This is a genomic window from Streptomyces triticisoli (assembly GCF_003270085.1).
GTDB lineage: Bacteria > Actinomycetota > Actinomycetes > Streptomycetales > Streptomycetaceae > Streptomyces > Streptomyces triticisoli.
Genome location: NZ_QFDQ01000220.1, coordinates 32051 through 46235 on the forward strand (window position 1 = coordinate 32051; position 14185 = coordinate 46235).

11 protein-coding genes are annotated in these 14185 nt (G+C 72.0%); 3 read left to right on the forward strand and 8 right to left on the reverse strand.

From position 1 onward, the window contains the following. Positions 1 to 9 precede the first annotated feature (9 nt). Positions 10 to 1050 (reverse strand): LLM class flavin-dependent oxidoreductase, encoded by a 1041-nt coding sequence (locus DEP02_RS27115; RefSeq protein WP_112470313.1) that lies wholly within the window; start codon positions 1048 to 1050, stop codon positions 10 to 12. Between the two features lie 251 nt (positions 1051 to 1301). On the opposite strand from DEP02_RS27115, the gene DEP02_RS27120 reads away from it, so the two are divergent. Then, entirely contained in the window at positions 1302 to 1643 is a 342-nt protein-coding gene (locus tag DEP02_RS27120; protein WP_112470314.1) for an Rv1322 family protein, read from the forward strand. A gap of 52 nt (positions 1644 to 1695) precedes the next feature. Here the strand turns inward: DEP02_RS27120 and DEP02_RS27125 are convergent, their stop codons facing one another. From DEP02_RS27125 to mce, 7 genes are all read right to left on the reverse strand, one after another. Further along, the gene (locus tag DEP02_RS27125; protein ID WP_112470315.1) at positions 1696 to 2559 is read right to left on the reverse strand and encodes a DUF2705 family protein; all 864 of its coding nucleotides are present in this window, start codon (positions 2557 to 2559) and stop codon (positions 1696 to 1698) included. Further along, positions 2556 to 3854: an ABC transporter ATP-binding protein gene (locus DEP02_RS27130; protein ID WP_112470316.1), complete on the reverse strand. Its 1299-nt coding sequence runs from the start codon at positions 3852 to 3854 to the stop codon at positions 2556 to 2558. The genes DEP02_RS27125 and DEP02_RS27130 overlap by 4 nt, the downstream gene beginning before the upstream one ends. Before the next feature lie 113 nt (positions 3855 to 3967). Then, entirely contained in the window at positions 3968 to 4735 is a 768-nt protein-coding gene (locus DEP02_RS27135) for an ABC transporter permease (RefSeq protein WP_112470317.1), read from the reverse strand. A gap of 3 nt (positions 4736 to 4738) precedes the next feature. Further along, entirely contained in the window at positions 4739 to 5752 is a 1014-nt protein-coding gene (locus DEP02_RS27140; protein WP_112470324.1) for an ABC transporter ATP-binding protein, read from the reverse strand. Between the two features lie 97 nt (positions 5753 to 5849). After that, the gene (locus tag DEP02_RS27145) at positions 5850 to 6785 is read right to left on the reverse strand and encodes a coiled-coil domain-containing protein (RefSeq protein ID WP_112470318.1); all 936 of its coding nucleotides are present in this window, start codon (positions 6783 to 6785) and stop codon (positions 5850 to 5852) included. Between the two features lie 182 nt (positions 6786 to 6967). Continuing rightward, positions 6968 to 10816, reverse strand: a complete 3849-nt coding sequence (scy, locus tag DEP02_RS27150; protein ID WP_112470319.1) for a polarized growth protein Scy — start codon at positions 10814 to 10816, stop codon at positions 6968 to 6970. 453 nt (positions 10817 to 11269) lie between these two features. Further along, positions 11270 to 11695: a methylmalonyl-CoA epimerase gene (mce, locus tag DEP02_RS27155; RefSeq protein WP_112470320.1), complete on the reverse strand. Its 426-nt coding sequence runs from the start codon at positions 11693 to 11695 to the stop codon at positions 11270 to 11272. A gap of 147 nt (positions 11696 to 11842) precedes the next feature. Here mce and DEP02_RS27160 point away from each other — a divergent pair, with 147 nt between their 5' ends. Continuing rightward, positions 11843 to 13060: an acetyl-CoA C-acetyltransferase gene (locus tag DEP02_RS27160; RefSeq protein ID WP_112470321.1), complete on the forward strand. Its 1218-nt coding sequence runs from the start codon at positions 11843 to 11845 to the stop codon at positions 13058 to 13060. Positions 13061 to 13178: 118 nt separating this feature from the next. Continuing rightward, positions 13179 to 14135 (forward strand): methylmalonyl Co-A mutase-associated GTPase MeaB, encoded by a 957-nt coding sequence (meaB, locus tag DEP02_RS27165; RefSeq protein WP_112470322.1) that lies wholly within the window; start codon positions 13179 to 13181, stop codon positions 14133 to 14135. The last annotated feature ends 50 nt before the right edge of the window (positions 14136 to 14185 follow it).

Sequence of the window (14185 nt, forward strand, 5' to 3'; positions counted from 1 at the left end):
CGCTCCCGCTCAACGGAGGTGGGGCAGTACCTCGGTGCCCAACCGTCGTACGTTCTCCTCCGTCGCCGCCAGGTCGCCCGAGCCCTCCACGAGCAGGGCGAAGCGGGAGACGCCGGTCCGCTCGGAGGTCGCAGCGAGCCGGTCGGCACACAGCCGGGGGGTGCCCACCGGGTGCAGACCGCAGAGCAGTTCGGTGTACTCCAGCGGATCGCGCATCCGGCGGGTCCGGCCGTCCACGGTGACATGGGCGTCCAGGCCCTGTTTCAGCCATCCCGGCATCGCCTTCAGCAGCGCCTCCACCGCGTCCGTGCGCCGGTCCGCGATCTGGCAGACGCCCGCCGAGACATGGGCGGCGCCCCGGACCTCCTCGCCCGGCCGGCCCGCCGCCCGCGCGCACCGCTGCCACAGGGCGACCATCTCGGCCTTCTCCTCGTCCCCGACGTGCATGCCCAGCAGCATCGGCAGCCCGCGCTCGGCGGCCAGGCGGACGCTCGCCGGGGAGGTGCAGGCGACGACGACCTCGGGGCCCTCCGCCTCCGCCGGCGTCTCCGTCAGCGCCTCCGACGGGCGCGGTACGACGGGGACCTCACGGAAGGTGAATCGTTCCCCCGAGGCCGACACCGAGGGCTCGCGCAGCCAGCGCAGCAGCAGGTCCAGCGACTCCGGGAATCCCTTCTCGTACGCCTCCAGCCCCGTGCCGAACACCTCCAGGTCCACCCAGGGGCCGCCGCGCCCCAACCCCAGCGAGAACCGCCCGCCGCTCGTCACGTGCAGCAGCGCGGCCTGCTCGCCGAGCGCGACCGGGTGGGCGGTGGGCAGCACGCTGACCGCCGTACCCACCCGCAGGCGGCGGGTGCGGCCGAGCAGCAGCGCGGCCAGGGTGATCGCCGACGGGCAGGTCCCGTACGGCACGAAGTGGTGCTCGGCCAGCCAGACCGCGTCCAGTCCGGCCTCCTCGGCGACCTCGGCGGAGCGGACCGCCCGGTGCAGCGCCTCCCCCTGGCCCTGCCCAGGGAACTGGGCCGCCAGCACGAAAGTTCCTACGCGCATTGCTCTTTCCTGCTTCCTCGGCTCCGACACGGAGCTCCCCACCGGGCATAACCGTGCGACACGTGCCGAAGTCACGGTCTGGCGGAGAGATTTGCGGATTGTCTGCGGATTGTCCGCGGGAGGGGGTGCGGGCGGTGCAAGGAGTGGCGCGGGAAGGGGACTTGTGGGGGTCGGTTCCGTACGTCTGCCCGTGGCGGTGGCGCGTAGTCTGGAGGAGGCTCATTTTTCCGTACAGTTCCGTGAGGTGTTCCGTGTCCCCGCGTCGCAACCGACCCAAGGGTGGAAGAGGCGCTGCCTCGTCCGGACGGAGCGCCGAGGACGATTCCACGGGCCGCTACGGCGGTTGGCAGTCCACCGAGAGCTGGCAGGGCGATGACTGGAGCGTGCGCCAGGTCGCGGGCGCGAGCGCCCAGGGCAAGACGTACCGCTGCCCGGGCTGCGACCAGATGATCGCCTCCGGCGTCCCGCACGTGGTGGCCTGGCCGCAGCACGCGGGCGTGGACGACCGCCGGCACTGGCACAAGGCGTGCTGGAACGCGAAGGACCGCCGCACCACGCGGGTGCAGCGGTCCCGTAACGCGCCGCGGTTCTAGGCCCTGGGACGGCTCTGCCCGGCCCTGGACGGACCTGTCCGGCCCTGGGCGGTCAGACGTCCCGCTGCTGCAGCAGCGCGCAGGCGCCGGCGAACGCGGCGGCCGTCACGCCCAGGATGATCCACAGCGGGTCCCAGCCGGACGGGCCGGAGTCCCTGAGCGGGCCGTCGGAGTTGGCGTAGAAGATGGCCAGCTGGCTGGGGATCGAGTAGTTGAACAGGGCCTCCTGCACCTTCTCCAGCGACTGCGCGTACATGAACGCCGCGATGACCAGCGGGGCGAGCACCGCACCGATCATGATGGTGATGGCACCCGCCGAGTGTCGCAGGATCGTGCCCATCACCAGCGAGAGCAGGCCGAGCAGGGCCATGTAGAGGCTGACGCCGACCGTGCCTTTGAGCCACTCCTCACCGGTCGGCTGCCGGGCACCGTTGCCGGTGAGCAGGGCCGTCTGTGCGAGGGCGACCACCCCGGCGGAGAACAGGGTGACCGTGAACGCGACGAGGAAGAACACCACGGCCTTCGCCGCGAGCACCCGCGTGCGGCTCGGGCACGCGGTCATCGTGGTGCGCACCATGCCGGTGCCGTACTCCGAGGCCGTGGTCAGCACACCGAGCGTGATGATGCAGACGCTGCCGACCAGCAGCCCGAAGAAGCCCAGCGCCAGCGGGTTCTCGCCGCCCTGGTACTCCGAGGACGAGTTGACGATGATCAGCCCGAACAGCAGCCCGATCCCGAGCACGAGCAGCACGTACACACCGAGCGTCCACATCGTGGACCGCACCGACCTGATCTTCGTCCACTCGGAGGCGAGGGCGTGCCCCAGGTGCGTACGCACGACGGGGATCGGCGAGGTGTAACCGTCCTCCCAGGCGGACGGCACGGCCTGCGGCAACGGAGTCTGCGGCGTACTCATCGGGCGTCCTCGGGCTTGACGGAGTCGGAGGCGGGGGCGGCCTGCGGTGCGGCGGCGGTCTGGCCGGCCGGGGCGGCAGGTGCGGTCGGCGGGGCGGCCGGAGTGGCCGCCGGGCCCTGCGGTGCGGTGCCGGACCGGGTGGGCGCCTGCGGGGTCTGGGGCGTGTCCTGCGCGTACGGGTTCGGGGCGCCCGCGCCCGGAGCGCCGTGGGGGCCCGGCTGTTCCGTGCCCGGGGCGCCGTACGGGTCCGGTGCGGGCGGCCGGCCGTCCTGCTGGGGTGGTGGTGGGGCGTACCAACCGGGCTGGCCCTGGCCGGGGACCGGTACGGGTGGTACGGCGCCGGGTGGCAGGGGCCGCATCAGGCCGGCCTTCTGGTCGGTGCTCGAGCGGTAGTCGACGGCCGCCTGGGTCATCCGCATGTACGCCTCCTCCAGCGAGGCCTGGTGCGGCGACAGTTCCCACAGGCGTACGTCCGCCTCGTGCGCGAGGTCGCTGATGCGGTGCATCGGCAGCCCCGTCACCCGCAGCGCGCCGTCCTGCTCGGGCAGCACGTGCCCGCCCGCCTCCGTCAGCGCCGACGTCAGCTTCTCCCGCTGCTGCGGCTCGGTGTCGGGCGTACGGACCCGGGCGAAGCCCGCGGAGTTCGCGGCGATGAAGTCCTTCACGCTCATGTCGGCGAGCAGCCGCCCGCGCCCGATGACGATCAGGTGGTCGGCGGTGAGCGCCATCTCGCTCATGAGGTGACTGGAGACGAACACGGTCCGCCCCTCCGCCGCCAGCGACTTCATCAGATTGCGCACCCAGAGGATGCCTTCGGGGTCGAGACCGTTCACCGGCTCGTCGAACAGCAGCACCTGCGGGTCGCCCAGCAGCGCGGCGGCGATGCCGAGCCGCTGGCCCATGCCGAGGGAGAAGCCCTTGGACCGCTTCTTCGCCACCTCGTACAGCCCCACCACGCCCAGCACCTCGTCCACCCGGCGGGCCGGGATGCCGGAGAGCTGGGCCAGGCACAGCAGGTGGTTGCGCGCGCTCCGGCCGCCGTGCACGGCCTTGGCGTCCAGCAGGGCGCCGACCTGACGGGGCGCGTTCGGCAGCCTGCGGTACGGATAGCCGCCGATCGTCACCGTCCCCCTGGTGGGGTTGTCCAGACCCAGGATCATCCGCATGGTCGTCGACTTGCCCGAACCGTTCGGTCCCAGGAAGCCGGTGACGGCGCCCGGTCGCACCTGGAAGGAAAGGTCGTCCACGGCGGTCTTGTCGCCGTAGCGTTTGGTCAGGCCGACTGCCTCGATCATGCTCCGCACCCATCGAAAGGTTCAGGTCAGCGGGGCACACGCCCCCCGTAAGGGTTAGGAGGATAACCGGGCGCTGACGGTTCCACCCAAAAGAAAGTAAAAGCTCCCGGTCGTCAGGCGTCCCGCTTCCGCAGCAGCAGGTAACCGCCGGCGAGCGCCGCGATCACCCACAGTGCCATGATCCCGAGACCGCCCCAGGGGCCGTAGGGCGTGTCGTCGCCGACCGGGGTGACCACCTGCATGATGTGGCTGCCGGCCTGGTCGGGCAGGAACCGGCCGAACTTCTTCGTCGCCTGGACGGCGCCGAGGATGTTGGAGATCAGGAAGAAGAACGGCATCAGGATGCCCAGCGACAGCATCGGCGAGCGCAGCATCACGGCGATGCCCATGGAGAACATCGCGATCAGCGCCATGTACAGGCCGCCGCCGATGACCGCCCGCAGCACGCCCTCCTCACCGATCGAGGTGCTCAGCGAGCCGAGCAGCGCCTGCCCGAGGAAGAACGCCGCGAAGCTGGTGACCATGCCGACCACGAGCGCCAGCACGGTCGCCACCGCGACCTTGCTCGCCAGGAGGGAGCCGCGCCGCGGCACGGCGGCCAGCGAGGTGCGGATCATGCCGGTGCTGTACTCGTTGGTCACCACCAGCACACCGAACACGATCATCGCCAGCTGGCCGAGCCCCATGCCGGCGAAGCTGATGTAGGTCGCGTCGAAGGAAAGCCGGTCCTGCTCCCCCATGTTGTCGAACTGCTGCCTGGCCAGGGCCGAGACCAGCATGCCGAGCGCGATGGTGACGACCGCGGCCAGCGACAGGGTCCACACGGTGGACGCCACCGACCGGATCTTGGTCCACTCGGACCTGATGACCTGGGTCGTCATGGCTCAGCTCTCCTTCTTCATGTCCGCGACCGCGGGCTGGACGGGCGCCGCGGCGGGCTCGGCCTGCCCCGCCTGCCCCGTCTGTCCGGCCTGCCCCGCCCGCTCGGCCTGCCCGGTGTGCGCGTGGTACTCCACCGACCCGGCCGTCAGCTGCATGAACGCTTCCTCCAGCGAGGACTGCCGACTGCTCAACTCGTGCAGCACAACACGGTGCCGGGCGGCCAGCTCGCCGATGCGCTCCGCCTCGCCGTCCTCCACCTCCAGCAGTCCGCCGTCCTGCTCCACGGCCGTGATCCCGGCCGTGGACAGCACGTCGAGCAGCCGCTCACGCTCCGGGGTGCGAATCCGGACGTAGCACCGGGAGTTCCGCTCGATGAAGTCGGCCATGGACGTGTCCGCGAGCAGCCGGCCCTGGCCGATGACCACCAGGTGATCCGCCGTCAGCGCCATCTCGCTCATCAGGTGCGAGGAGACGAACACCGTACGGCCCTGGGCGGCGAGCGACTTCATCAGACCGCGGATCCAGTGGATGCCCTCGGGGTCGAGGCCGTTGACCGGCTCGTCGAACATCAGGATCCGAGGGTCGCCGAGCAGCGCGGCGGCGATGCCGAGCCGCTGGCTCATGCCGAGCGAGAAGCCCTTCGCCTTCTTCCGGGCGACCGGGGTCAGTCCGACCGTGTCCAGGACCTCGTGCACCCGGCGGTCCGGGATGCCGTTGCTCTGCGCCAGGCACAGCAGGTGGTTGTAGGCGCTGCGCCCGCCGTGCACGGCCTTGGCGTCCAGCAGGGCGCCCATGTACGTCAGCGGGTCCTTGAGTTCCTGGTAACGACGGCCGTCGACGCGCACGTTCCCGGCGGTGGGGTGGTCCAGGCCGAGGATCATCCGCATGGTCGTCGACTTCCCGGCGCCGTTGGGCCCCAGGAAGCCGGTGACGGTGCCCGGCCGGACGGTGAAGGTGAGGTTGTCGACCGCCAGCTTCTCCCCGTAACGCTTGGTCAGCCCCTCAAGCTCGATCATGCGGCCCACGCTAGAACAGCCGCGAAGCTCCCCGCCAGTCCTTCAGGCGGAGAGCTTCGCGACATATCAGCCCTTGTCGGGCCCGGTAATGCAGCTGTTACCGGGACTGCTGGGCAGGAACACCACGGGAGACCGGCTCGTCCTCGGCCGGCGTGCCCGCGGCGGCCACCGCGGCACCGGTGAGGGTCGCCAGCATCTCGCGCACGTTCGTCAGCTGGGCGTTGATGGAGTCGCGGCGGTTGGTCAGCGCGGCGAGCTCGCGCTCGGACTCCGAACGGATGCGGTCCGCCTTGGCGTTGGCGTCGGCCACGATGTCCTCGGCCTGACGCTGCGCCGTCTCCACCGTCTGGCGGGCGCGGCGCTCGGCGTCGGTGCGCAACTTCTCCGCCTCCAGGCGCAGCTGCTCGGCGCGGTGCTCGATCTCCGCCAGCCGCTTCTCCGCCTTGGCCTGACGGGACGCCAGGTCGCGCTCGGACTGCTCACGCCGCTTGGCGAGGTTCGTCTCGAAGTCGGCGGCGGCCTGCGCGGCCTTGGCGCGGGTCTCCTCGAAGAGGGCCTCCGCCTCCTCCCGCTTGGACTGCGCGTCCTTCTGCGCCTCGGCACGCAGCTGGGAGGCCTCGCCCTGGGCCTTCTCGACGATCCGGACGCCCTCGTCCTCGGCCTTGGCCTTGCGCTCCGAGGCGTAGGACTCGGCGTCGTTGCGGACCTGCTGGGCCGCGGACTCGGCCAGCTCGCGGTGCTGCTCGGCCGCGCGTCGGGCCTCCTCACGCAGATCCTTGGCCTCCTCCTCGGCGAGGCGGAGGATCTTCTCGACCCGCGCGCCGAGACCCGCGTACGACGGCTCCGCGTCGTTGACCTGGGCCTGGGCGTTCTGCGTCTCGAGGTGGAGCTCCTCGATGCGCTTCTCCAGGGCGGTGATGCGGGCGAGGGCACTGTCACGGTCGGAGACGAGCTTGAGGATACGTTCGTCCACCTGAGCGCGGTCGTACCCACGCCGCACAAGCTCGAAGCCGTAGGGGGAAGTGTCGCTCATGGGGTTCCTGTCGAAAGAGACCGGTGAGGTGATAGGTGGAATCCTAGGGGCCGAAGCGGTGTGTCATCGAGCGGATACGTGTTTGATCTGGAGAATGACACCTCTTTTGAGTGGCTGACCGCCGGAAGGCTTGCCAAGAAGCGGGCCAAAGCCCCCCGAACGACCGGAATCCGACCCCAAGGCTAGCCCTCCGATGCCTTGCCGCCCGACCGGGGTGCCCCCACCGTCGCGCCCGCCTTGACCCCGCCGTCCTTTCCGGACGACGGAGCCTCGAACGACTCCAGTGCCTCCAGGACGTCCTGGACCCGGGAGATCTCGGTGTTGATGTCCTCGCGCCGGCGCACCAGGACCTCCAGCTCGCGCTTGCCTTCCTCGACCGTGCGCCGCGCCTCGCGGACCGCCTCGGCCTTCAGCTCCTCGGCCTCCTTCACGAGCGTCGCCTTCTTCTGCTCGGCCTCCTTCAGCAGCCCCTCGGCCTTCTTCACCGCGGCGATACGCACCTTGCCCGCCTCGGAGTTGGCCTCCGACACGATTTCCTTGGCCTTGGCCTGCGCCTTGGCCAGCTGCTCCTCGGCCGCCTTGATGAGCGCGTCGCAGCGGTCGCCCGCCGACTTCATCGTCTCGGCGGCCTCGCGGCGGGCCCGCTCGTGCAGCTCCTCGATCTCGCTCGTCAGACGCTCGCGCAGCTCCTCCGCGCGCTCCCGGATCAGGGTGGCGTCCCGGCGGGCGCCGACGAGCAGCTCGTCCGCGTCCGTACGGGCCTTCTCCACCGCCGCGTTGCCCTCGATCCGCGCCTCGGACAGGATCCGGTCGGCCTCCTTGCGGGCCGCGCCCACCATCGTGTCGGCCTGGGACTCCGCCTCCGCCGTCGTCTTGACCGCGCTCGCCTGCGCCTCGGTGAGCAGCTTGTCGGCCTCGGCCGTGGTCTCCGTGATGAGCGTGTCGACCTGCTCGGCGGCCTCCGAACGCCGCTTGTTGGCGTCCTTGCGGGCCTCGTCCAGGGTCCGCTCGGCCTCCGCGCGGGCCGTGGACACCAGCCGCTCGGCCTCCGCCGCCGCCTCGGCCCCGACCCGCTCGGCCTCCCTGCGGACCCGCTCGGCGTGCGCCTGCGCGGAGCCGACCGTCTCGGCGGCCTCGGCGCGCAGCCGCTCCGCGTCCCCGGTGGCGTCCGAGATCAGCCGCTCCGCCGTGGCGACGGACTCGGTGCGGACCCGGTCCGCCTCCGCGACCGTCTCCGACTGCAGCCGCTCCGCCTCCGAGCGTGCCTCGGAGATGAGCGTGTCCGCCTGGGTCGCCGCCTCCGAACGGATGCGGTTGGCGTCCTCACGGGCCTCCGCCCGGGTGCGCGAGGCGTCCTGCTCGGAGCGCGCGACGAGGTCGGAGGCCTCCGTACGCACCCGCTGGGCGTGCTCGGCGGCATCGGCGCGGAGCCGGTCCGCCTCCGCGATCGCCTCGGACACCGTGCGCTCGGCCAGAGCGTTGGCGGCCTCGGTCTCCTCCTGCGCCTCGCGCCGCAGCCGGCCCGCGTCCTCACTGGCCCGCTCCCGCTCGGCGTAGGCGTCGGCGCGGACCCGGTCCGCCTCCTCCTCGGCCTCCCGGCGGGTACGGTCCGCCGCGTGCTCGGCGGCCGAACGCAGCCCGGCGATCTCCTCCTGCGCCTGCTCGTGCAGCCCGGCCACGGAGTCCCGCACCTGCTGGGCGTGGAGTTCGGCGGCGGACACCATCTCGGTGGCGCGCCGGTCGGCCTCCTCCACCAGACGGGTGGCCTCGGCCTGCGCCTCCTCCACGCGCTTGCGCGCGGAGGCCAGCAGCTCCTCGCTCTGCTCGCGGGCCCGCTCGCGCTCCTGGTCGGCCTCGGCGCGCGCGTCACCGAGCAGCTCCTCGGCCTCGCGGCGGCGCCGGGCCGCCTCCTCCTGGGCGGCGGCCAGCGTCTCGGACGCCTCCGCGCCCAGCCGCTCGGCCGCGGCCTGCGCCTCCGCGCGGGCCCGGTCCGCGGTGTCCTGGGCCTCCGCCTTGAGCCGCTCGGCCTCGGCCGCGGCCTCCGACCGCAGCCGTACGGCGACGGCTTCGCCCTCCGCGCGGGAGGCGGACGCGTCGGCGGCGGCCTCGGTGCGCAGCCGATCGGCCTCCGTCTCCGCCTGCTGCTGCAGCGTACGGATCCGCTCGGCGGCCTCGGCCCGCAGCCGCTCGGCCTCCTCCGAGGCCTCACGGCGGATACGGGAGGCTTCCTCGCGTGCGTCGGTCAGCGCCTGCTCGGCGGTGGCCAGGCGCTCCTCGGCCTCGGTGTGCAGCCGGGTGAGGTCCTCGGTGGCCTCCGCCTGCCGGGCCGCCACCGCCTGCTCGGTCTCCTCGCGCAGCTCGCGCGCGGCCCGCTCGGCGTCCGCCCTGACCGACTCGGCCTGCTCGGCGGCCTCCTCGCGGTGCCGCTCGGCCTCCTTGCGGGTGCGCTCCAGGGTCTCCTCGGCCTGTCGGCGCAGCGTGGTGGCCCGTTCGATGGCCTCGGTGCGGACCTTCTCGCTGTCGCCCTGCGCCGTGGAGCGCAGCTCGTCGGCGTCGGCCTTCGCCTTGGCCAGCAGCTCCTCGGCGGACTTGGCCGCCTCCTCGATCTGCACCACGGCCTCGCGCCGGGCCTCGGCGCGGATCCGCTCGCCCTCGGCCACCGCGTCGGCCCGCAGCTGCTCGGCCTCGCCGCGCAGCCGGCGGGCCTCCTCCTGCAGCTCGACCGTCTTGGCGCGGTACTCCTTGGTGTCGTCCTTGGCGGCGCCCTTGAGCTGCTCGGCGATGCCCTGCGCCTCGGCGCGCAGCCGGTCCGCCTCGGCCTCGGCCTCCTTGCGGATCCGCTCGGCCTCCTCGGCCGCCGCCTTGGTGGTCCTCCTGGCGTCCTCCGACGCCCTGTTCAGCACGTCCTCGGCGGTCTTCGCCGCCTTGGACAGCTGGGTGGCGCTCTCCTCGGCGGTGATCGTGCGGGCCTTCTCGGAGGCCTCCGCGACGATCTTCTCCGCCTCGGCACGGGCGTCCGCGACCAGCTGCTCGGCCTCGGACTTGGTGGTCTCGGCCTCCTTGGTGGCCTCCTCGACCAGCCGGGCGACCTGCTCCTTGGCCGTACGTGTGCGCTGCTCGTTGGCCGACTCGGCACTGGAGAGCGCCCTCGCCGCGGCCTCCTTGGCCTCGACGACCAGCTTCTCCGCCTCGGTCTGCGCCTTGCGCAGCGCCTCCTCGGCCTCGGTCATGCGCTGCTCGGCGGCCCGGCTCAGCTCGGCGGCCTGGCGGCGGGCGGCGTCCGACTCGTTCACCGTGGAGCTGCGCAGCTGCTCGGCGTGGTCGGTGGCCTCCTGGGCCTGGGTGGAGGCGGCGTTCAGCAGCCGCTCGGCGTCGGTGCGGGCGCGGCGCAGGATCTGCTCGGCCTCCGCGCGGGCCGACTCGGCCTCGCCCTGCAGCCGCTGCCGGGCCTCCGCGGTCAGCCGCTCGGCCTCCGCGCGGGCCGCGGCCATCGCCTGCTCGGCCTCCGCGCGGGACTCGTCCAGCAGCCGGCGGGCCTGCTGCTCGGTGCGGGCCCGCAGCTGCTCCGCCCACGCCACGTTCTCGTTGACGTGCGACTCGACGGTCTGCCGGCGCTCGGCGAGCTCCTGGTCGAGCTGCTGGCGGCGGGTCACCGCCTCCTGGTGCAGCTCCGCCTGCAGCCGCGCGGCCTGCTCGGCGTGCTCCTGGAGAATGCGCTGGGTCTGTGCCCGGGCCTGGCTCAGCTCGCGCTCGGCGTCCGCGCGGATCTGGTCGGCCTGCATCTGCGCGTTGCGCAGCAACTGCTCGGCCTGGTAGCCGATGTCACCGCCGTCGTAGGCGGGCCGGGACATGAGGGTGCGGCGCGCCTCGTGCAGCTTGGCGCGCAGCACCTCGACCTGGTAGCCGAGGTCATCGGCGTGCTGGATCGCCTTTTCCCGCTCGGTCTTCAGCCGCTCCATCTCGGCCTCGAACCGAGAGAGGTGGTCGACGTCAGCCGCCGGCTCTCGCTCCTGGCGTTCGTAGCCCCGCACTGCGCGGTCCCATCCGTCCCCTGGTCGCAAGCCTGTCCAAACGAGCTCCGTCCATCCGCCGAACGGGGCCCCCGGGGAATGGTGTCAGATCAACGGCGGAGCACGGGCTGCCGCCCCGACGCACGTCCCCCGAAACCCGGACCCCGGAAAGCGGCCATCCCCGTTCCGGGGACGGCCGCCCCCAACCCTACCGGCCCTTTTGTACGTGAGTCAGTGCCCAGTCGACTCAACCGGCGCCGAATTGGACCCTCCCCCAGCTGAAGCAAGGGGATTCCTGGCTCAAGCAGCTCGTTCGCTCGACGAGCGGGCGAGTCCGACGCTCCCAGCACCAGCCGGGACGGAACCTGCCCGGTTGCCCATCAGGACAAGGAGACGCGCGTGCTCGGCTCTCGCACGCACGGCAGTGAGCGTACCCGGCCGTGAGGGCACTCTTCCGCCATTCGGGGCAAACCCTCAGGGGGTTCGGGAGGTGACCAGTTCTGTCAGCACACCGTGACAATCCTTGGGGTGCAGGAAGGTGATCCGTGACCCCATGGAGCCGCGTCGCGGCTCCTCGTACAGAACGCGTACGCCCTTCTCCCGGATGGCCGCGGCGTCCGCGTCGACATCCGCCGTACCGAAGGCGATGTGGTGCACGCCCTCGCCGTTCTTCGCCAGCCACTTGGCGACGGTGGAGTCCTCGCGGGTGGGCTCGAGTAGCTGCAGGTAGGACGCCCCGCCGTCGGACGTCTCGTTGATCTTGAGCATGGCCTCGCGCACGCCCTGCTCCTCGTTGACCTCGGTGTGGAACACCTCGAAGCCGTACGTGGCCCGGTAGAACTCGACGGTGGCGTCGAGGTCGTGGCAGGCGATCCCGATGTGGTCGATTCGCGTCAGCATGGTTTCAGTGCAGCGCGCATCGGGTGGTTACGCAACGTGCGCGCGATCACACCGGCCGCCGGATGACGGGGCGGACAACCCCTCAGTACATTCGAAGTAAACCCTCGTTCACTCCTCGGCTGTCCAGCCGGAAGGGGATCGCAGCTCATGTCTTCTGGAACCTCAGCAACGTCCGGAACGAACAACTCGGTGATCGTCGCGGGCGCCCGTACGCCCATGGGACGACTGCTCGGCTCGCTCAAGTCCTTCTCCGGAGCCGACCTCGGCGGCTTCGCGATCAAGGCCGCCCTCGACCGTGCGGGGATCGGCGGCGACCAGGTGCAGTACGTCATCATGGGCCAGGTGCTGCAGGCCGGGGCGGGGCAGATCCCGGCACGCCAGGCCGCGGTCAAGGCAGGCATCCCGATGAACGTCCCGGCACTCACCGTCAACAAGGTGTGCCTGTCCGGCCTGGACGCCATCGCGCTGGCCGACCAGCTGATCCGTGCGGGTGAATTCGACGTGATCGTCGCCGGCGGCCAGGAGTCCATGACCAACGCCCCCCACCTGCTGCCCAAGTCTCGCGAGGGCTACAAGTACGGCGCCGTGCAGTTGCTCGACGCCATGGCCCACGACGGCCTGACCGACTCCTTCGAGAACATCGCCATGGGCGAGTCGACCGAGAAGCACAACACCCGCCTGGGCATCGAGCGCGCCGAGCAGGACGAGATCGCCGCCCTCTCCCACCAGCGGGCCGCCGCCGCGCAGAAGAACGGCGTCTTCGAGGCCGAGATCACCCCCGTGGAGATCCCGCAGCGCAAGGGCGACCCGGTCCTGTTCAGCAAGGACGAGGGCATCCGCGGCGACACCACCGCCGAGTCGCTGGGCAAGCTGCGCCCGGCCTTCACCAAGGACGGCACGATCACGGCCGGCTCCTCCTCGCAGATCTCCGACGGCGCCGCCGCCGTGGTCGTGATGAGCAAGGCCAAGGCGCAGGAGCTGGGCCTGGAGTGGATCGCCGAGATCGGCGCCCACGGCAATGTGGCCGGCCCGGACAACTCCCTGCAGTCGCAGCCGTCCAACGCGATCCTGCACGCCCTGAAGAAGGAGGGCCTGGACGTCTCCGACCTCGACCTCATCGAGATCAACGAGGCGTTCGCCGCGGTCGCCGTGCAGTCAATGAAGGACCTCGGCGTGTCCACGGAAAAGGTGAACGTGAACGGCGGCGCCATCGCCCTGGGTCACCCGATCGGGATGTCCGGCGCCCGTCTCGTCCTGCACCTGGCCCTGGAGCTGAAGCGGCGCGGCGGCGGCGTCGGCGCGGCCGCGCTGTGCGGCGGCGGCGGTCAGGGTGACGCGCTGATCGTCCGGGTACCGAAGGGGTAACGGACACCGACACCGAAGGCGCAACGGACGCCGAGGGCGCAAGCCCCCCTTCGACCGCCCCCTCGTACGACCCCCTCGAACGCGCACGGCGTACGAGGACCAAGTGAACGGAGTTGTGATGCAGGACGTCTCCTCTCTGGTGGCCCAGGCCAGGGAAGGCCGGCCGAGGGCCGTGGCCCGGCTGATCTCCTTGGTGGAGGGGGCGTCCCCGCAGTTGCGGGAGGTCATGCGGACGCTCGCCCCGCTCACCGGCAACGCCTACGTCGTCGGCCTCACCGGCTCCCCGGGCGTGGGCAAGTCGACGTCCACCTCGGCGCTGGTGACGGCGTACCGCAAGCAGGGCAAGCGGGTCGGCGTCCTGGCCGTCGACCCGTCCTCGCCCTTCTCCGGCGGCGCCCTGCTCGGCGACCGCGTCCGCATGTCGGAGCACGCCTCCGACCCGGGCGTCTACATCCGCTCCATGGCCAGCCGCGGCCACCTGGGCGGCCTCGCCTGGGCCGCCCCGCAGGCGATCCGCGTACTGGACGCGGCGGGCTGCGACGTGGTCCTGGTCGAGACGGTCGGCGTGGGCCAGTCGGAGGTGGAGATCGCCTCCCAGGCGGACACCTCGGTCGTCCTGCTGGCCCCGGGCATGGGCGACGGCATCCAGGCGGCCAAGGCCGGCATCCTGGAGATCGGCGACGTCTTCGTCGTCAACAAGGCCGACCGGGACGGCGCGGACGCCACCGCCCGCGAGCTGAACCACATGCTGGGCCTCGGCGAGGCCCGCGGCCCCGGCGACTGGCGCCCGCCCATCGTCAAGACGGTGGCGGCCCGCGCCGAGGGCGTCGACGAGGTCGTGGAGGCCCTGGAGAAGCACCGCGCGTGGATGGAGGAGCGCGGCGTCCTGGCGGAGCGGCGCCGGGCCCGTGCCGCCCGCGAGGTGGAGACGATCGCGGTCACCGCCCTGCGCGAACGCATCGGCGACCTCCACGGCGACCGCCGCCTGGCCGCTCTCGCGGAGAGGATCGTGGCGGGAGAGCTGGACCCGTACAGCGCGGCGGACGAACTGGTGGCGGGCCTGACACGGGCCTAGCCCACGGGCAGAACGACAGGCGGGCCCCTCGGGGCCCGCCTGTCGTTCTG